We start from the raw sequence: 18199 nt of genomic DNA, 5'->3' as shown, positions 1-18199 counted from the left end.
AAGCAGCGGAGCAGGACTGGATCACACCAACCTGTTCTAACCCCCTACACTCTCGGCAATTTCTATAAGCTGCTCCCTGGTTACCATATCCAGGGAGTAAGTCAGCACTTCATACATGATCTTCTCACCGTTGTATTCCTTGATCCATAGAATGGACTGATATGGGAATGGTCCTGTTTCTTTTTGAAGGTGAAAGACTTCGTGATCATGGATGCGAAGTTTGGTGATCTCCAGTTCACCATCGTCCAAGGGCATATTCTCATATAATTCCACTCTGGAAGAGCTCCTGATGAACATGTCAAAATCTTCATTCTTATAATGGGTGATTACTCCGAGTTGATCTTTCTTTTCTTTAACCTTCACAGTTTTAGACAGAACTTCTTTATCGCTGTAGCGGGCTTTGGCATATAGCTCCGATTCTGCTCTCGCAAACTGGCTTTCGGCTACATCGACCATAATCTTGCCATCGACAAAAGCCAGCCCGAATGGAAGTGTTTTACTTGGGACATAAGAGTGCTCGATGGATCTCTTGTATTCTTGGTAGTCCGTAAATTTCCTCGGCTGCCGGTGAACAGTGAAAATTTTCTCCGGATAATCGCTGACCTTATAGGAGATCAGTGCTTCACCGGGTTTCACCTTATCCTTGAAGGCTTCAGCAGATTCAGCATCCCACTCCCTGATATCCGATGGGGGCTCTGTCAATTCCATCATGACTTCACCTTCCGAATCAAACAACTGAAATCCCTGGGAGGCAATGACTCCTACGGTAGAAAGGGTGATCAAACCTCCCCCTATAAGAGCTGCGCGCAGCCCTTTACTTATGGAAAACGAAAAAAATTTCTTTTTCTGCATGCGCTCTTCTTCAATCATCTTATATGTATCATTGATTCTATTTTTTACAATGGAGGGGATTGAATCATCCTCGAACAGTTTTTTCATCTTGTTGTCGAATTTTTCTTCATTCATTTCCGCACACTCCTTTTAAAAGAGGTTTTTTCTTCCTCCAGAAAGGCCATCATTTGCTGCCTCGCAGTAGACAAGCGAGATTTAACTGTTCCTTCCGGGATATTGACAGCATCGGAAATCTCCTTGATTGACATGTCTTCAAAGTAAAAGAGTGTCGTCACAATTCTTAAGGAGTCGTTCAGGGAAGAGACAGCTTCCTGGACAGAAAGTTTTAAGTCGATTTCCGACTGGTCGCTTTCATTCCAAGATTCTACAGGGATGACAACTTTCCGTTTCTCTATTAGTGCATAGCACTCATTAATCAAAATCCTGATCAACCAGGTTTTGAAATACTTATCCTCTTTCAGTGTGGAAATCTTTTTGTAGCAGAGTAAGATGGTGTCTTGAATGGCATCCGCGCAGTCATGGTCTTTCTTCAAAATCCCTTTCGCGACGCGGTACATAGACTGCTCATATTGCTGCATCAATTTAATAAAAGATGAATGATGCCCTTTTTTGGCTTTTTTGATTAATTTTTTCTCCTGCAAATGTTCACACCTCCTGGCACTATGAAGCAAACTTGATCTGGCCGTTACTTATTAGATAGGTAAAGTTATGGTTTGGTTCAAAAAAATTTAAATATTTCCACATTTAGTATAAGTGTAAATGAAATCGGCACTCAAAACGAACAGAATTCTCAACAATAGGAAAAAGTCTTTTGTTCTTCAGTGGATTTGAATGGTAAGATAATAGAAAGGAAAAATGTGGATGGAGAAAGAGGCTTGGTTGAGATGCACTATGAAATGGACTGGAAAAACATATGTCTAACCTCTCGACTGGGCGAGTTGGTGGATGATCCCCAAATAATAACTGGCGGGCTTTTATATGAAATTTATACCTTATGAATCGTAGAAAAATATGAAAACTTACTTCTTAAGTAAGGGATGTGATTATCTTAATGAAGAAATCAACTGTATTGGTATTGGGAACAAATCATTTAGATACTCCTGATAACGGCGACATTTTTATGCCAAAGACGGAGGGGATTTTTTCAGAAAAGCGGCAGAGAGAGATCAACGAGGTAGTACAGATGTTGAAAAAATTCCGGCCAACCAAAGTCGCTTTGGAAGTGGTCAAAGAAAGGCAGGATCGCTTGAATGAAGAATACAATGCCTTCAGAGGCGGAAATTTCACCTTGACGGCCAACGAGCGGCATCAATTTGGTTTTAAATTAGCAAAGGAAATGAACCATAAAAAACTATTCGCAGTGGATTGGAACGGCCAAGTAGAAGGGGTTCCTAATCTTGGCGAATGGGCCAAGGAGACTGGCTCCCGGATTTTTGATGAGATACTGGTCAAAGAAGAAAAAAGAAGCAGCGAGATTGAAAACTATTTTAACAACCATTCAATCCGTGAGTTTCTCTTATGGTTGAACAATTCTGAGAATATTAAGTCCAGCCAAGAAACCTATATGCAAATTGCATTGATTGGTGATCCTCACACTCCAGCCGGGGCGATGTGGACGGCTCAGTATTGGTATTATCGCAATATGGTCATTTATAAGAGAATAGTAGAGTTAGCACAATCAGGTCAAGAAAGGATTTTTGTTCTTTACGGGGCCGGTCATCTTCATCTGCTTATGCAGTTTCTTCAAGAGAGTGGAGTTTTTAACGTTGAAATAGCCGAGGAATACCTTGAAGTTTAGCAATTTAAGTAGAAATATAGGGATACTTGCGTTTACTTTCAAAAGGAGGAAGTGTAAGTTGTTGGAGATTTTGAGGACAGTCCTCACGGTACTTACCCTAAGCTTATGACTTTACGCGTTAATCTCCGGGAACTAGGAATTACAAAACGATATGCTCTTTTCGTTAAGTGCTTATATGTTGGTTATGGAAGTATCGGAGTTAAAGGAGAAGCCATATTCCTATGCGATTCTATCTTTTGTCACCTCAGGATTTCTCCTTTTCGTTTCCATCTATACTTTATAGAACTATTTAGACAATGTCTGTTTCAGGAGGTGAAAGATATGGTGAAGAGTTGTAATTATCATGTTGAGAGAGTCGGCAAGGGTGAACCGGTAATTTTTTTGCCCGCTGCAGGTTTCTCTGGGAAAGAAGGGCTTAATATAGCAGAGTACTTAAGTGATCATTATGAGACTCACTTAATCGACTTACCAGGCTTAGGGAAAAGCAAGGGTCTTGAGGGAAGTATTACAGATCGCCGATTAGCAGATTGGGTGAATAGTTATTTGGAAGAATCCAATCTTAGCAAGGTCAACTTAATTGGTCATTCTCTGGGGGGAGCTATATTACTGGCTTTTGCCATATATTATCCGCATAAAGTGAATAATTTACTATTACTGGATCAGGGCCACAAACCTTTTCCGAGAATACCGAAGTCGGAATTTGGTCCATTTGCTTTTGCCTTTCCATTCCTTAGTGTCTGCGTAAAACTATTTGGGTCACGTTTTTTGAGTAAACTGGAACCGCTTTTTACCCAAAAGGAGGAACAAAAAACCCATTTTGATACTGTAGTGAAGCAATTTTGTGAAAGGGTGTATTTAGAGGAGAATGATTATATACGAACAGCTTTGAAACAGCCGGCGGATTTTTCAATAAGCGGCCTTAACCTTATGTTTGGCTACTATAATCTTAATCTCCCTAAATTGTTAAAAAAGATAACTGTTCCTACATATTTGATTTACGGTACTTTTGAAGGGATAGACGAAAAAGAGTACCGAAACACAAGTGACTACATAAATCGATTAAAAAAGTATTCACTTCCAATCACTTATTATCCACTTGCTGCAGGGCATTATGTGCATTGGAGTGAAGGATTTTCAATGGTTGATGTACATAAGTTTCTATTATCAAGCTCTTAAGATTTACAGAATTTTAATAGAAGAAAAAGTTTATGGTAATGTGCTTCTAGCTCCTTTGGGAAGCGGTATTAAGGATGGCAGTGTAAAGTGCTGCGAATATAAAAAGAGGTGAAACACGATTAAGTACCTGGGAACCCCAACGATAGAGACCGAAAGATTATTCCTGGAAAAGTTTAAGCTCACTGACGCTCAAACAGCCTTTCATCATTGGTTATCGGATGAAAAGGTTTCAGACAACCGAGTCAGTGCTGCGCATACATCTGTTTCTAAGACGATGGAGCGGCTGACTAATATTGTTTCAAAGTATGAGCATGAAGAATTTTGTTACTGGGCCATCAAACTGAAGGATGGTGGCGAGCTGATTGGAGAAATCGATTTATATGATTTTGATCGAGCTACGGAAAACTGTGAAGTGAGTTATTCGCTTGGTTATCATTGGTGGAACAAAGGATACGGCACTGAAGCCTTAAAAGCAGTAGTAGAGTTCGGGTTTACCTATATGAACGTTCATAAAATTTCTGCGGCACATAATACAGATAACCCAGCATCGGGAAAGGTTATGCGGAAGGTAGGTATGCAGCAGGAAGGCATAATCAGGGATATGATCCGTAATTCAAAAAATCAATATAAAGACTGTGCGGTTTATGGGATTATTCAAAAAGAATATGTAGCTAATCCTGATGCTCGTGAATCACACATTGTTCGTCTAATAAATTGATTTCCATTTGGATTTTTAAAGATAGGAAAGCGAATAAGAAAGTAGGGATCGGTATTTGTCTTTTCCAAGAGTCTTGAAATTCAGTCTGAATTCATTTTTGCTTTTTGTGATTTTTGTGATGGGTCTCTTTATTAGCGGCATACAGCTGCCGGACCAATTTATTTTTATAAAGAGCACCATTCCGGAAGATATATATAAGACCAAGCTGCAAAACCAGCTCTTCGTCATTTTGTATTTTGTGATTTTATTAATCCTTATATCAAGGAAAGAGTACTATTCATTTTTTAATCTCTCACCTTTAAAAAAGAAAAGTACATACGTATGGATGGTTGGCTTGTTAGCCTTAGTTTTGTTCATTCAGCATCATCCTTTTTCACTTTATTTTTTGCCTATAAGTGCATTTGAATACATCCAGCTCTTGATCATTACTTCTATTTTGGTTCCTATTTATGAAGAACTTTTGTTTAGAGGGGTATTGATATTAGTCCCTCCCGAAAAGCTGCGCTACCCCATGTTGATTATGTCGTCAGTTCTATTTGCTTCTTTACATTCAAATTTTCTAGATGCCTTTATACTCGGTGTTGCTTTAAGTATTCTTGCTATCCGGTTTAGAAACTTATTGGTTCCTATGGTTGCTCACTCACTCTGGAATCTCTTTGCCACTTTTTACTAACAGGTTCGCTTAGAGAATCTCATTCTAGCATTAATGCAACATGAACTTACAAATAATGCGGAGAGCATGTCCACGAGCTAGCAAGATAACGACATGCACTCAAAAAATGTAACCACTAAACCGATCATCAAAAATCAATAGAAAGAATCACTCACCAACTTATATCATACTAATAAAAAACCATTCTACAAAAGATTCCAAAAAAAGCAGGAACATAACAACGCCTTCCCGAATAAACCATTCAAAAGACTAAAATACATAGAAGAAACACAGGCGTAATCCCCGGGCGAGGTTGCGCCTTTAGTTTTGTTCACCAGCAAAAGGGAGGGTGCTCAAATAAATAAAAAGGAAAAATTTTAATATTTTGGTAGGAAAGCAGAACTTTTTTGGTCTGAGCGTCGTCTTTAATAAAGAGAAGATAAAGAGGGGGAGTTTTTGGGTGAAACACTACATATTGAAGATTTTGGCAGTTCTGTTCCTGTTCATGGGATTTTTGCCATGGACGGGTACGGAAGCTGCTGCAGAAGGAGCACTCACGATTGAGGTAGAGGAAGGGATAAAAGGGAAGGTCAAGCACGGGAAGGCGTTTCCGGTGACTGTGACCATCACAAATGAGGGAGAGGACATAACAGGGGATCTCGTCATCTCGTCCAATCCCTATTATCATGCATATGAAAATCTGGTTGTGCCTGTAGAAATTGCCGCCGGGGCGGAACAAAAGATTCAGGTGTCTTTACCAGGTTTGACTGACTTTGGCGGTCCGATGTATACAAATAAGGATAAAAGCATCCGTTTCTATGAAGGCGGATGGGAAGATGGGAAACTGATCAAAACGAAGGGCGATAGCAATCTTACGCCTAGCTACATTCCGGAAATGAAGCTTGTTCTCGGGCTTTTAAGTGACAACCCTGATGGGATGAATGTGTTGAAGCTGACTTCTTATCAAGGGGAAACACCTGAAGTGCTTCCGTTGACAGCGGATACTTTACCGGAGGACAGCTTAGGGTTCGAAATGTTTGACGCCATAATCATCCATGATTACTCAATTGATCAATTGCCTGAGAAGAAACAGGCAGCGTTAAAACAATGGGTGGACTTGGGAGGCCATCTCATTATCGGAAGCACCCCGGATTTACAGCAGAAAATGGGCGGTCTGAATTCTTTAATCCCTATGAATGTCACAGGAGAGGAAAAGCTGAAGGACCTGTCTTTCCTCAACGGATATAGTGAAAAGCCATTAACACTTGAGGAAATGACCGTAATGACAGGTGAAGGGGATGCCAATCTTGACGAATTGATTGTCGAGGGCGGAAAACCGCTCGCAGTTGAAAAAGGTTTTGGAATGGGGAAGGTCACCCAGCTTACCTATAACTTCTCCGAAGAGCCTCTGGCCTCATGGGAAGGAAATAGCGGCTGGTGGAACAGAATCTTAACGGTTTCTGTAGATTCCAACATGCAGCATCCGATGTCTTTTTATGATCAGACACAAAATATTCTGCGATACACAACGGAGCTGTTTTCTTCCTCCTTCTTGTCGGTGTCGCTCATAGCCTGGTTGTTTGCGGCTTATATAATCGTTATAGTACCAATCCTTTACTTCATTTTGAAAAAGGTGGATAAACGCGAATGGGGATGGTGGATCATCCCATCGATTGCTGTGGTGACAAGTCTTGGAATCTTTTTTACAGGGGCTTCTGATCGTTCCGGCGGCGAATCCATCAATAAAGCCGGCATCGTCTCAGTTAATGAAGAAGGCTTTGGTTCCGGCTATCACTTCGCTTCCATGCTGTCCAGCAGCGGAGGAGATTATTCGGTTGAACTCGGGAGCGAAAGTCTACATCCTATCCCGTTCAACCAAGAGTTCGTAGAACAAGTCAATTACAGTAAATACCCGATGGTTCAAACGACCGGAGAAAGTCCTAAAGTGACGTTCCAAGACGTCGAGTTCTGGTCTGTCCGTTCCGTGCTGAATCGATTCTCATCCGTGGAAACAGGCCGTATTGAGGGCGCGTTAACGGCCGCTGGAACACAGATCACAGGGACAGTGACCAATAATATGAACTATGATTTGGAAGACGTATTCATCCTCGCCGGGGGCAGTGCCTACGAAATCGGTACCCTCTCAAAAGGGGAGACAAAGAATGTAGAGTTAGAGAAAAAGCCGGCCGCATTGCTGGGAGCACCGAACAGTTACACTGCATCAAGGGCGTTCCCTGGCATGCAGCGTCATATGTATGGACCAGGCATGCAGAATGGAAAGGGAGATGACTGGAAGAAATTCAACCTTCTTGATTTTGCACTTAGCGAAAAACTGTACAACTCTTCAACGAATAAACCGCTGATCATCGGGTATTCCGAAGAGTCATTAATGAACATGACCATTAATGGCAAGAAGGTTAATGAAGATTCATTGAACCTGTTCTTGCAGACGATCTCTATTGAAACGGAAAACAGCGGCGAATTCATGTTGAAAAATGATCAGCTGGAGCCGAAAGTTTCCGTGGTGGAGGGGATGATTTATCACCAGGAGTTTATGGAAGACAACTACTTTATCGATGCCGAACCTGGGACATATGATCTTGTATTCCAGCTTCCAGATTCGGTTGTGGAAAATAAAGTGAATTATTCGAAACTCCTGCTTACGTTCAGGGAAACCGTTAAAAATGACGGCATCTTCATTATCAATGTTGAAACCGGAGAGGCAGAGGAGTTAGAGACCGGTGTGAGGCAGATCAAGATGGATGAAAATGTCGGCCGCTATATTGATAAGGACGGAAGGCTGACTGTACGTATTGAAAAAAGAGGTCAGCATAACCCGCAGGTACCGGTGCCGGGAGTAACGATAGAAGGAGAGTTTGCGCAATGATAGAAATCGTCAATTTAACTAAAAAATATGGTTCTTTTACAGCACTGGATGACTTGAACCTGTCCATTGAGAAAGGGACGGTTTTTGGCGTTGTGGGTCCGAACGGTGCCGGTAAATCGACCACCTTCTCCATTCTGGCAACCCTTTTGGCACCTACGGAAGGATCGGCCTATGTCAACGGATTTGATGTAACGAAAGATCCTAAGATGGTCCGGAAGCAGATCGGCTACATGCCTGATTTTTTCGGGGTGTATGACCAATTCAAGGCATCTGAATACCTTGATTTTTATGGAGCAAGCTACGGACTTTCGGCAGCGGAGCGGAAATCCCTGATTCCGCAGCTGCTGGAACTCGTGAACCTTTCGCATAAGAAAGATTCCTATGTGGACCTGCTTTCTCGGGGAATGAAGCAGAGGCTTTGCCTTGCACGCTGCCTGATTCATGATCCTGAAGTGCTGATCCTCGATGAACCAGCTTCCGGACTCGACCCCCGGGCAAGGATTGAAATGAGGGATATTTTAAAAGAATTGAAAACCATGGGGAAGACGATCTTGATTTCATCCCATATTCTTCCTGAGCTTGCCGAAATGTGTGATGAACTTGGAGTCATTGAGAACGGAAAGCTGGTCGCTTCCGGTTCCGTTTCAATAATCCAACAGAAGCTTCAGGCAAACAAAGTTTTAGATGTCACCGTGATGGAAGACGTCGAAAAAGCAGTCGCTTTCTTCGAGGATGACCCGAATGTTGCGGAAGTAGTACGGGATGAGAAGGAGCCGGGGACCATCCATTTTGCCTACTCAGGAACAGACCGCGAGCAAGTGGAGCTCCTTGCGAAAGCCATAGGGGCCGGTCTCTTAATCACAGATTTTACCCAGAAGAAGACGGATCTGGAAGACATCTTCCTGGAAATTACGAAAGGGGATGAGTAGATGAAGACACTTCTGATCAACCCGGTGTTAAATAAAGAAATAAAATTGCGGCTGCGGTCGCTGAAAAGTTTTCTTGGCATCTTGTTTTACCTTGCGACTTTGGGTGTTGTAGCCATCGGCTTTATTTATATCACGACGATGAACAGCCAGTCGGGATATATCCGTCCGGAAGAAAGCCGGTATATGTTCATGGTCCTGTCCATGGTCCAGCTGGCACTGATCATGTTCATGACTCCGGGGCTGACTGCAGGTGTGATCAGCGGGGAACGGGAGAGGCAGACACTTAACATGCTGTTGACAACGGAGCAGTCGTCGACAAGCATCATTCTCAGCAAGCTCTTGTCGTCTGTTGCCTTTCTGTTCCTGATGATTTCAGCTTCGCTTCCGTTATATAGCATAGTGTTTCTGTTTGGAGGCGTATCACCCGGTGTCCTCCTGGGTACATTCGGGTTATATGTGATGACCATTATTACGATTGGAAGTGTAGGGATTTTGTTTTCCACAATCCTTCAGAAGACGATCGTGGCCATGATTGCGACCTATGGTGTAGCCCTTTTCCTGACAGCGGGAACGGGATTTCTGACGATGTTTTTCATGACCGCTTTCTATATGGGAACCCAGACGAATCCGGCTCCTTATTTCATGATTATGTCGAACCCGGCATTTGTCCTGATGACGATTTTTGAGCCCAATATGAAAGATGAATTTGTCACAAGAACTGGAATTGATTTTCCTTTTTGGATCAGTTTTGTCATCAGCTTTACAATCATTGCCGCGGTATCTTTATGGATCAGCATTTCCAAGCTTCGTCCGAAAATGAAGCCTAGAGGAAGAAAGAAGAATGCATGATGTGAAATTATTTCTTTCCATGCTGCTTCCGCTTCAACGGAAACTCCTTGTCAGGCACATCAGCATCATACTGTCCTATGGATTTTTAGGTGCTGCCGGGGCGGCTGCAGTATGGGCGCTTGCCGGGAGATTCCTCATCATTCCTTATCTCTGGGAAAAAATGATGATAACCAGCGGTCTTATCGTTGTGGGTTTTGTCCTATACGGCATCTTCACTAAGCCGGGACGAGAAGATGCGGCCGCCAAATATGATGATTTTACAGGGGAGGAGACGGTCACCACCGCGCTTTCCTCTCTTCATAAAGACGACATTATGTATCAGCTTCAGCGGAAAGATGCGTTAAGGAAGATGAAAGAAACCAGACGGCAGGTGGAACAGCTCAAGGCTGTGAATCTGCCGCGTAAGTCTCTTTATTCTGTGCTTTTCCTTGTTTTGCTCATTTCATTATCGTTGGCCTTCCCTAACACGATGATGGAGCGGGCTGAACAGAAAGAAACTGAGGAAAAGATCATGAAAGAAACGAGAAAGAAAGTAGAGAAATTAGCGGAAGAAAAGAAAAAGGGTTCTAATGAAAAGGTTGAAAACGAATTGGCTCAGCTTCAGAAAGAACTTGCTGAAAGTAAGACAGCACAGCAATCACTGGAAAAAGTTTTGGAGAAAGAAAGAAAAACAGCTGAATTGAAGAAAGAAGCAGAAATGGCTGAAAAAACACTGAAAGCCCTGTCGGAGGATACGGCTGGAAGCAGTCTGGACGAGTTATCACAAGCATTAAACGAAATGGATCAGAAAAAGCTTCAGGAAGCGATGGAGAAACTCAAGAAAAAGAAATCACTGAGCCAGGAAGAGATGAAAGCCCTTCAGCAGATGAATCAGGAGACCGGCAGAGAGAGTCTGGACGGCGAGTTGACGGAAGAACAGCTGGAAAAGATGCTCGCTAATCTGGAAAAGTCTCTAGAGGAACTGATGACTTCGGCTTCCTCCTTATCTCAGGTCGCTTCTGTTCAAGCTTCACTCCAGGCGCTCGCCTCAGGTCTGAACAATGAAATGAATTCCGCTGGTTTAGGTACGGCTCAATCCTTGTCATTCAATAATTCTCCAGCCGGACAGGGAAGCGCTGGGCAAAATGGTAATTCTGCAAACGGTGCTGCTTCACAGGGCCAAAGTGGACAGGGCAGCAGTCAAGGAGCAGGAAACGGCGCTAATGGAAATGGAAATGGTTCTGGAAATGGTTCTGGTAATGGCTCAGGAAACGGTTCCGGTAATGGTTCAGGTTCAGGGTCTGGTTCTGGAGGAGGAGCTGGATCCGGGAGCGGAAGTGGTTCAGGAAACGGAGGAAGCGGAGCCGGACGCGGGCAGGGATCGAGGGAACTTGTGACCGTACCTGAGCGTCTTGACGGTCAAACCAATCAGTCGGTCGAAAACGGCCCGCTCGGCCAAGGTTCGGGTGAACAACAGTTATCCGGCCAGTCTCCTGCTTTGAAAGGTTCGGCCAGGCCGTATAGCGAAGTTTATGGAGAGTATGAACAGGCATACCGGGAAAGCGTCGATCGCATGGCGCTTCCGGGCAATCTTGAAAATGTTGTGAAAAATTACTTCAGTGAATTGAATCCGGAGGGGGAATAAAACAGTGACAGAACTTGCTATGAAAGAACAGCAGCTCCAAGAGGCAGCGGAAATCTATCAACACGTCAAGGGAGAAATCGGGAAGTTCATTGTCGGACAGGATGAAACAGTCGAACAGGTGCTATGGGCCATATTTGCCGGCGGCCACGCACTACTCGAAGGACTGCCCGGACTAGGGAAAACCATGCTGGTCCGTACGATCTCAGAGGTCATGGATTTGGATTTTTCGCGTATCCAGTATACACCTGACCTGATGCCGACCGATATCACGGGCACAATGATGATTCAGCCAGATGAACAAGGCCGCCAGACATTTCATTTCCACCCTGGGCCGTTATTTTCCAATATCGTCCTGGCGGATGAAATCAACCGGGCGACACCGAAGACCCAAAGCTCCCTCTTGGAAGCGATGCAGGAACAGACCGTGACGGTGCTCGGGGAAATGAAGCGGCTTCCGAATCCTTTCTTTGTTTTGGCGACACAGAACCCGATTGAACTTGAAGGGACCTACCCGCTACCTGAAGCCCAGATGGACCGTTTTCTCCTGAAAATCAACGTGGAGGCTCCAAGCAGAGAGGAATTAAAAGAAATCGCCCTGAGGACGACCGGAATCGAGGAAATCTCGCTGACTAAACAGGTGGATGCAGAATTCATCCTGTCCACCCAGAAACTGGCTAAAGAAATTGTGCTGGCTGATCATATCCTCGATTATGCCGTTTCCCTGATCATGACTACACAGCCTGATGAAGAGGGGGCACCAGACATTGTGAAGAAAAATGTCCGATACGGGTCAGGTCCCCGCGGACTGCAGAGTTTGATCAAGATCGCCCGGGTAAGAGCCCTTTTCTCCGGAAGGTATCACGTTTCTGTCGGTGACGTGAAGAAAGCTGCATTCCCTGTCCTTCGTCACAGAATCTTCCTGAATTTCGAAGGAGAGGCATCCGGCGTAACACAGGATGAAATTATACAGGAAGTCCTTGCAGCTATGGATAAAACGGGAAGTGCAAAAGGATGACTCTGCTTTCACCAAGGATCTTACAGCGTGCTTCAAAGAGTACACTGGTCATGCGAAAATCGGTCAGGGGAATGCATAAAGGGGAACGGCGTTCTTCTAAACAAGGAACATCCCTGGAGTTTTCAGATTTCCGGACCTATACACTTGGAGACGATCCGAGACTGATAGACTGGAATGCTTTTGCCAGGACGCAGAAGCACTATATTAAGCGCTACCTCGATGAACAGGAGCTGTTTGTCACTTTGTTCCTGGATGGATCGAAATCAATGATGATCCCGAATGAAAAGTGGGAGATGGCCCGGTCCGTTGCTGCCTGCCTCGGCTATATGTCCCTTGCCAACGATGACCGGATTTCAGTGTACCCGGTCGGCACCGGAGTACCGCCTTTTACATACAAAAAGGGACGGGCCTATACAGGAAGACTGTTGAGCTATTTGACGGAGCTGATCGGAGTGGACGGGACCGCCAGCTTTTCATCCGGCCTTCAAACCATACAGCAGAAAAGAAACGGCCTCAGTATCCTTATCAGTGATTTTCTGGAGCCGCTGGAAGAGCTGGAAGAAGCCCTGAAACGAATGCAGGCCTCCAGGCAGGAAATCAGGCTCATCCAAATCCTAAGTCCGGACGAACTGCAACCCTCTTACCATGGAGATTTGAAGCTGATCGACAGTGAATCCAAACAGCAAAGAGACGTCTCCATCAGCAGGAGAGTGCTGGCTGATTATAGTGAAAGACTGAAAGCTCACACTTCCGGGCTTGAGGCATTCTGCCAGAGGAGAGGAATCGGTTTCTTGCAATGTTCGTCAGCACAAGAACTCGAAGAAGTGGTTTTCTCTTCTATGGCCGGAAAAGGATGGGTAATGTGAGGTGAAAATATGGGATTTTTAACACCGGCTTTCTTATGGCTGGGAGGCTCCTTGGCTGTACTTATTTTATTTTACTTATTTCGAAAAGAATTTTCAGAGAAAGAGATTTCTTCCACGCTTCTTTGGGACAGGCTGATTCAGGAATGGAAAGCCAATCGATGGTGGAAGAAGCTTCAAAGGCACATTCTCTTGCTCCTTCAGATTTTGATTGTGATTTTGTTGGTACTGGCTCTTGCTCAGCCTTATTTTTCAGGAAAAGGAATCAGCGGGAATCATGTGGTTGCCGTCATCGATACCTCCGCTTCCATGCAGGCGTCTGAAGGGGAAAGGACAAGGTTCCAACTAGCGAAAGAAGAAATCCTCAAGATGATCGATTCCCTTGGAGAGGGACAAGAAATGAGTGTCCTGACCGGGGGCCGGGTGCCTGATTTGATTTTTACAGGACAATCTGACAAAGGGGTCATGAAAAGAGCTCTGGATGAGTTGACACCTACCTACGAAGAGGACAGCATGGTACAGGCTGCTGGATATGCCTCTTCACTAGTGCCCGATGGAAAAGGAGAAATCCATCTCTATACTGACTCGTTGAAAAAGGAGATGCTGGCAGATATTCCATTAAAGAATAAGCTGGTCGTCCATAATATCGGTGATCAGCAGAATAATCTGTCACTGCGCACATTCGGTGTTGCGCAAAAAGCGGACAGCATATCCGGTGTGATCACAGTTGCCAACGAAAGCCAGAAAGACAGGGCGGTCACGGTATCCATACAGGGAGCAGAAGCTCTCGTCAAAAAATCCGTTGAAGTAAAAGCAGGAGGAACAGAAATCCTTTATGTCGAAGCTCTTGAGAATTCTCCGTATTATGAGGCTTTTATTGAGCAGGATGATTCCTATGAGGCTGATAACCGGATCTCAGCTTTCTTAGGGGGCGAAGCAAGATCAGAAGTCTTCCTTGCAGGAGGGACCAATCCGTTTTTGGAAAAAGTCCTACCTCTTCTGGGGTTTGAGCCGGTAGTTCTTTCTGCAAATGATGAAGGTCAGTCGCAATATCCCGAGGAGAAGGATGGTCTTTACATTTTAACAGGGATAGAAGAAGAGAACTGGCCGTCCGGTCCCAAGCTGATTTTAGCCCCAGCTGAAGGCGGATCATTTAAAGTGGGGAAGAAAACCGAGGTTGGAGAAGGACTTGCAGGAGCAGATTCAAGCCCTCTACTGCGTTATGTCGAAATGGAAAAGGTGTACCTTCAGCAGAGATACCCTTATGACAGCGGGAATCTGGAAACGATTGTATCCAGCGGAGCTCACCCCGTCATCAGCAAAGGCAGTTACGAAGGCAGTCCACTGGTGATGGTAGGATTTGACTTGCAGGATACGGATTGGCCGCTTCATCCAGGTTTTCCGATCTTTGTCAAAAATGCGTTGGAATACCTTCAGCAGGAAAATCAGTCCCTTGGATATGGAGCCCCTAATGAACAAAGACAAGTGACATTCTCTTCTGATTCTCAAAAAGCAGAGATCGTTGACTTGATCAATGGCCGGACGGTAAATGAAGTTTCTATGGACTCCGAAACTGTACGGATGCCAGGAAGGCCCGGAATCTACGAATTGAAGGAAACATTGGCGTCAGGATCAAGGGACCGCTATCTGGCTGTCTTGCTGCCTGATAAAGAACAAGCGATTGCCCCGGAGAAGTCTTTTACTCTGGGAAGCTCAGGAACAGAAGAGCAGGAAGAAAATAATAGCATCCATCCGCTTTGGAAGTGGGCGGCGCTGCTTGCTTTCATCCTGCTGCTTGTGGAATGGGAGGTGTACCGACGTGGAATTTCAGCTTGATCAGCCTTTATGGCTGTTGCTCCTGCCCATCGCTGCAGCCGGACTTTTTTTATACTGGAAGAGCCGGACAGGTATACCGCTTGTTGAAAAGCGTCTGATTCTCACCTTCCGCTCCCTGATCATTCTCTTGATTGTCTTGGCGTTAGCCGGAATTCACGTACTCATTCCGATCAAGGGAAATTCCACCGTGTTTGTCGCCGACCTGTCCGACAGTTTGGATAATCAAAGAGAGAACATTAGACAAGCCATCACCGAGGCTATCCGTGATATGAAGCACGATGACAAGTATGCGGTGGTCTCTGCAGGCGAAAACGCGGTTGTTGAACGACCCATGAACCTGAAAACGGAGGCCGAAATCCAGTTCCGCAGCGGAATTGAAACCTACAGCACCGACCTGTCCAGCGGCCTGAGGCTCGGCGGAAGCCTTATTCCGTCCCATAACAGCGGCAGAATCGTCCTTTTAACGGATGGAAATGAAAACTCAGGGGATGCCATCAAGCAGGCAGCCTACCTCAAACAACAGGGACTGACCGTCGATGTGTATCCGGTCGATCCGGTATTCGGTGAAGATGTGTCGATCAGTTCGTTTGATATTCCTGACAATCAATTCCGCGGGGAAACGGCTAAGCTGGACATTGAGCTTGAGAGCAACATCCGTACAGAAAGCAGAATCAGAATCTATGAAAATGACAAACCTGTTGTCGACAGCAGCGTGACGATAGAATCCGGTAAGAATCGGTTTACCTTTCAACACAAAGCCATTGAAGATGGTTTCCGCCAATACCGCGCTGAAGTCATTACTGCCCAAGACAGCATCATTGAAAACAATGAAGCTTTTGCTTTTACCAATGTAAAAGGAGAGCCAAAAGTGCTCGTCGTGGAAGATGAACAAGGCCAGGGAAGCAACATGACCGAGTCCCTGACCGCATCCGGCTTGAAAGTGGATGTCATCCCGACCGAATTGCTGCCGACCGTCTTGTCAGGCTATGTGCAGTATCAGTCGATCGTGTTCGTGAATGTTCCCGCGACAAAAGTGACACAGCAGCAGATGGACCTTATCCACAGCGCTGTGAAGGACTTCGGGACTGGTTTTGTCATGGCCGGCGGGGATAGCAGCTTTGGCCTTGGAGGGTATTTCAAGACTCCGATTGAAAAAATGCTTCCCGTCGACATGGATTTAAAAGGAAAGAAGGAACTGCCGTCTCTCGGGATGGTCATCGTACTGGACCGGTCGGGAAGCATGGCAGGGTATAAAATTCAACTGGCGAAAGAAGCGGCCATCCGTTCGGCTGAACTTCTCAGGGAAAAAGATACTCTGGGCTTTATAGCGTTCGATGACAGGCCTTGGCAAATCATAGATACCGAACCGATTAAGAATAAAGAAAAAGTTGTTGAAAAAATTAATGGACTCACTTCCGGAGGAGGAACCAACATCTTTCCTTCCCTGGAACTTGCTTATGAACAGCTGACACCGCTCGAACTGCAGCGTAAACACATCATCCTCCTGACAGACGGACAGTCCGCCACATCGCCTGACTATCTGACGACCATTCAGGAAGGAAAAGCCAATAATATCACGCTCTCTACGGTCGCTATAGGGGAGGGCTCGGATAGTGTGCTCCTCGAGCAGCTTTCGGATGAAGGGGGAGGCAGATTCTATGATGTCTATGACTCTTCCACCATTCCAAGTATTCTATCAAGGGAGACCGTCCTGACCACGAGAACCTATATTGAGGATGACCCCTTTTACCCGACTGTCGTCGGTGGAAGTGGTCTTTCCGAACTATTCAGCGCGGGGATTCCGCAAATGAACACCTATGTAGCCACCACGTTGAAGGGGCGGGCTGATTCAATCTTGATGAGTGAAAAACAAGATCCGGTCCTGGCAAGGTGGCAATACGGCATCGGGCGTTCGGCTGCCTGGACTTCCGACATACCCGGCGCATGGGCAGGTGACTGGCCAAGTTGGGAAGGCTGGCCGGACATGTGGAATCAATTGATCACCTGGAGCTTTCCTAATTATCAAAACACAGCCTATGAAGTCAGCCAGACCAGGGAGGGAAATGACATGAAAGTGAGCATCACCCAACCTGATTTCCAGGCGCTGCCGATGGATGCCGTCCTAGTGAATAATGCGGGTGAAACGGTTTCTTCTTCCTTTAAAACCACAGGTCCTGGCCAGTATGAACTGACTTTTGCGGCCGAACCAGGCAACTATTTTCTTCAATTAAATGAAGGAAGCGGGGAAGAAGGTTCCGGTTTATTCAAAACAGGAATTTCAGTTCCATATTCATCCGAATACCGGCTACTGACAACCAATCTGCCTCATCTCGAAAAGATTGCAGAGGCAGGGGGAGGAGAGGTCCTCGATTCAGTCGATAGCCTGTATAAGGATGACCTTCCAAGGTCATTTACAAAGTCTAGCATTTCACAATGGCTTTTATTGATCGCATTCTGTTTATTGTTCTTGGAAATTGCCCTGCGGAGATTCGGGCTTCTTGGTCCTTTATCCAAGTTGGGGGAGAAAAAAGTAAAGAAACAAAGCGAACGAACCCAGACACAGCAGGAAAAAGTGGAACGTTTCAAAAAGCTAAAAACGTCTGCGGTCAAGAAGACTTCAGCTCCAAAGGTTGAGAAGAAGCCACTTGAGAGACAGCAACCAACCAAACCGAAAGAGGAGCAGCGAACGCCAGAGAAAAAGAAACCAGAAGCAACAGAAAGCAGCCGTGCTGATAGAATGAGTCAGCTTTTGAAAGCGAAAGATAAACGGAAAAGATGATGACGAAAAAACTCCGCAACAGGATTTGAGCTGTTGCGGAGTTTTTCTTTTGGCTGGAGTGCGGGCTTACAATCTATTAATATTTTTAGGTTTAAAATGATATGCCCTGGGTATAGGGTAGGGTGCTTCCAAGTTTTAAGGGTACTAATGATTTTGCTTATTTTGAAAGTGGCCCTTTTAAGAATGTACATAGACAGCAAACTGTCATCCAACTTCAACAA

At 45.0% G+C, this 18199-nt stretch carries 15 protein-coding genes; 13 read left to right on the top strand and 2 right to left on the bottom strand.

The annotated features are described in order from the left end of the window. Positions 1–36: 36 nt before the first annotated feature. Together V1502_RS11415 and V1502_RS11410 are read right to left on the bottom strand one after the other, a co-directional pair. Entirely contained in the window at positions 37–966 is a 930-nt protein-coding gene (locus tag V1502_RS11415; RefSeq protein WP_409250773.1) for a hypothetical protein, read from the bottom strand. Continuing rightward, positions 963–1493, bottom strand: a complete 531-nt coding sequence (locus V1502_RS11410) for a sigma-70 family RNA polymerase sigma factor (RefSeq protein WP_409250772.1) — start codon at positions 1491–1493, stop codon at positions 963–965. Before V1502_RS11410 ends, V1502_RS11415 begins: the two co-directional genes overlap by 4 nt. Positions 1494–1903: 410 nt before the next feature. Between V1502_RS11410 and V1502_RS11405 the strand changes: the two genes are divergently transcribed. The 13 genes from V1502_RS11405 to V1502_RS11345 all read left to right on the top strand — a co-directional run bounded on the left by V1502_RS11405 (position 1904) and on the right by V1502_RS11345 (position 17978). After that, on the top strand, positions 1904–2650 hold the full coding sequence (locus tag V1502_RS11405; RefSeq protein WP_409250771.1) for a DUF5694 domain-containing protein: 747 nt from the start codon (positions 1904–1906) through the stop codon (positions 2648–2650). A 151-nt stretch (positions 2651–2801) separates the two neighbouring features. Continuing rightward, positions 2802–2933 (top strand): DUF3953 domain-containing protein, encoded by a 132-nt coding sequence (locus tag V1502_RS11400; protein ID WP_409250770.1) that lies wholly within the window; start codon positions 2802–2804, stop codon positions 2931–2933. Between the two features lie 38 nt (positions 2934–2971). Beyond that, a complete protein-coding gene (locus V1502_RS11395; RefSeq protein WP_409250769.1) occupies positions 2972–3826 on the top strand; it encodes an alpha/beta hydrolase in 855 nt (284 codons plus the stop codon). A gap of 118 nt (positions 3827–3944) precedes the next feature. Then, the gene (locus tag V1502_RS11390; protein WP_409254335.1) at positions 3945–4544 is read left to right on the top strand and encodes a GNAT family N-acetyltransferase; all 600 of its coding nucleotides are present in this window, start codon (positions 3945–3947) and stop codon (positions 4542–4544) included. Between the two features lie 118 nt (positions 4545–4662). Then, on the top strand, positions 4663–5217 hold the full coding sequence (locus V1502_RS11385) for a lysostaphin resistance A-like protein (protein ID WP_409254334.1): 555 nt from the start codon (positions 4663–4665) through the stop codon (positions 5215–5217). 439 nt (positions 5218–5656) lie between these two features. Next, complete coding sequence (locus tag V1502_RS11380; protein WP_409250768.1) at positions 5657–8083, top strand: hypothetical protein; 2427 nt, start codon at positions 5657–5659, stop codon at positions 8081–8083. Then, the gene (locus V1502_RS11375; protein ID WP_409250767.1) at positions 8080–9012 is read left to right on the top strand and encodes an ATP-binding cassette domain-containing protein; all 933 of its coding nucleotides are present in this window, start codon (positions 8080–8082) and stop codon (positions 9010–9012) included. Before V1502_RS11380 ends, V1502_RS11375 begins: the two co-directional genes overlap by 4 nt. After that, positions 9013–9861: an ABC transporter permease gene (locus tag V1502_RS11370; protein WP_409250766.1), complete on the top strand. Its 849-nt coding sequence runs from the start codon at positions 9013–9015 to the stop codon at positions 9859–9861. Continuing rightward, positions 9854–11485, top strand: a complete 1632-nt coding sequence (locus V1502_RS11365; protein ID WP_409250765.1) for a hypothetical protein — start codon at positions 9854–9856, stop codon at positions 11483–11485. The genes V1502_RS11370 and V1502_RS11365 overlap by 8 nt, the downstream gene beginning before the upstream one ends. 4 nt (positions 11486–11489) lie before the next feature. Beyond that, entirely contained in the window at positions 11490–12500 is a 1011-nt protein-coding gene (locus V1502_RS11360; RefSeq protein WP_409250764.1) for an AAA family ATPase, read from the top strand. Next, the gene (locus V1502_RS11355; RefSeq protein ID WP_409250763.1) at positions 12497–13366 is read left to right on the top strand and encodes a DUF58 domain-containing protein; all 870 of its coding nucleotides are present in this window, start codon (positions 12497–12499) and stop codon (positions 13364–13366) included. Before V1502_RS11360 ends, V1502_RS11355 begins: the two co-directional genes overlap by 4 nt. A 9-nt stretch (positions 13367–13375) precedes the next feature. Next, positions 13376–15199: a vWA domain-containing protein gene (locus V1502_RS11350; RefSeq protein WP_409250762.1), complete on the top strand. Its 1824-nt coding sequence runs from the start codon at positions 13376–13378 to the stop codon at positions 15197–15199. Further along, entirely contained in the window at positions 15183–17978 is a 2796-nt protein-coding gene (locus tag V1502_RS11345) for a VWA domain-containing protein (protein WP_409250761.1), read from the top strand. The genes V1502_RS11350 and V1502_RS11345 overlap by 17 nt, the downstream gene beginning before the upstream one ends. The last annotated feature ends 221 nt before the right edge of the window (positions 17979–18199 follow it).

It is taken from the genome of Rossellomorea sedimentorum (genome assembly GCF_046237645.1).
GTDB lineage: Bacteria > Bacillota > Bacilli > Bacillales > Bacillaceae_B > Rossellomorea > Rossellomorea sedimentorum.
Note: the sequence above shows the minus strand (reverse complement) of the source record. Positions and strands in the feature narration are given on the sequence as shown.

Excerpts from the sequence above, each read along its gene's own strand:
- V1502_RS11355 (WP_409250763.1), top strand. The coding sequence starts at position 12,497 with ATGACTCTGCTTTCACCAAGGATCTTACAGCGTGCTTCAAAGAGTACA.
- V1502_RS11405 (WP_409250771.1), top strand. The coding sequence starts at position 1,904 with ATGAAGAAATCAACTGTATTGGTATTGGGAACAAATCATTTAGATACT.
- V1502_RS11365 (WP_409250765.1), top strand. The coding sequence starts at position 9,854 with ATGCATGATGTGAAATTATTTCTTTCCATGCTGCTTCCGCTTCAACGG.
- V1502_RS11370 (WP_409250766.1), top strand. The coding sequence starts at position 9,013 with ATGAAGACACTTCTGATCAACCCGGTGTTAAATAAAGAAATAAAATTG.
- V1502_RS11395 (WP_409250769.1), top strand. The coding sequence starts at position 2,972 with ATGGTGAAGAGTTGTAATTATCATGTTGAGAGAGTCGGCAAGGGTGAA.
- V1502_RS11415 (WP_409250773.1), bottom strand. The coding sequence starts at position 966 with ATGAATGAAGAAAAATTCGACAACAAGATGAAAAAACTGTTCGAGGAT.
- V1502_RS11400 (WP_409250770.1), top strand. The coding sequence starts at position 2,802 with ATGCTCTTTTCGTTAAGTGCTTATATGTTGGTTATGGAAGTATCGGAG.
- V1502_RS11375 (WP_409250767.1), top strand. The coding sequence starts at position 8,080 with ATGATAGAAATCGTCAATTTAACTAAAAAATATGGTTCTTTTACAGCA.
- V1502_RS11350 (WP_409250762.1), top strand. The coding sequence starts at position 13,376 with ATGGGATTTTTAACACCGGCTTTCTTATGGCTGGGAGGCTCCTTGGCT.
- V1502_RS11385 (WP_409254334.1), top strand. The coding sequence starts at position 4,663 with ATGGGTCTCTTTATTAGCGGCATACAGCTGCCGGACCAATTTATTTTT.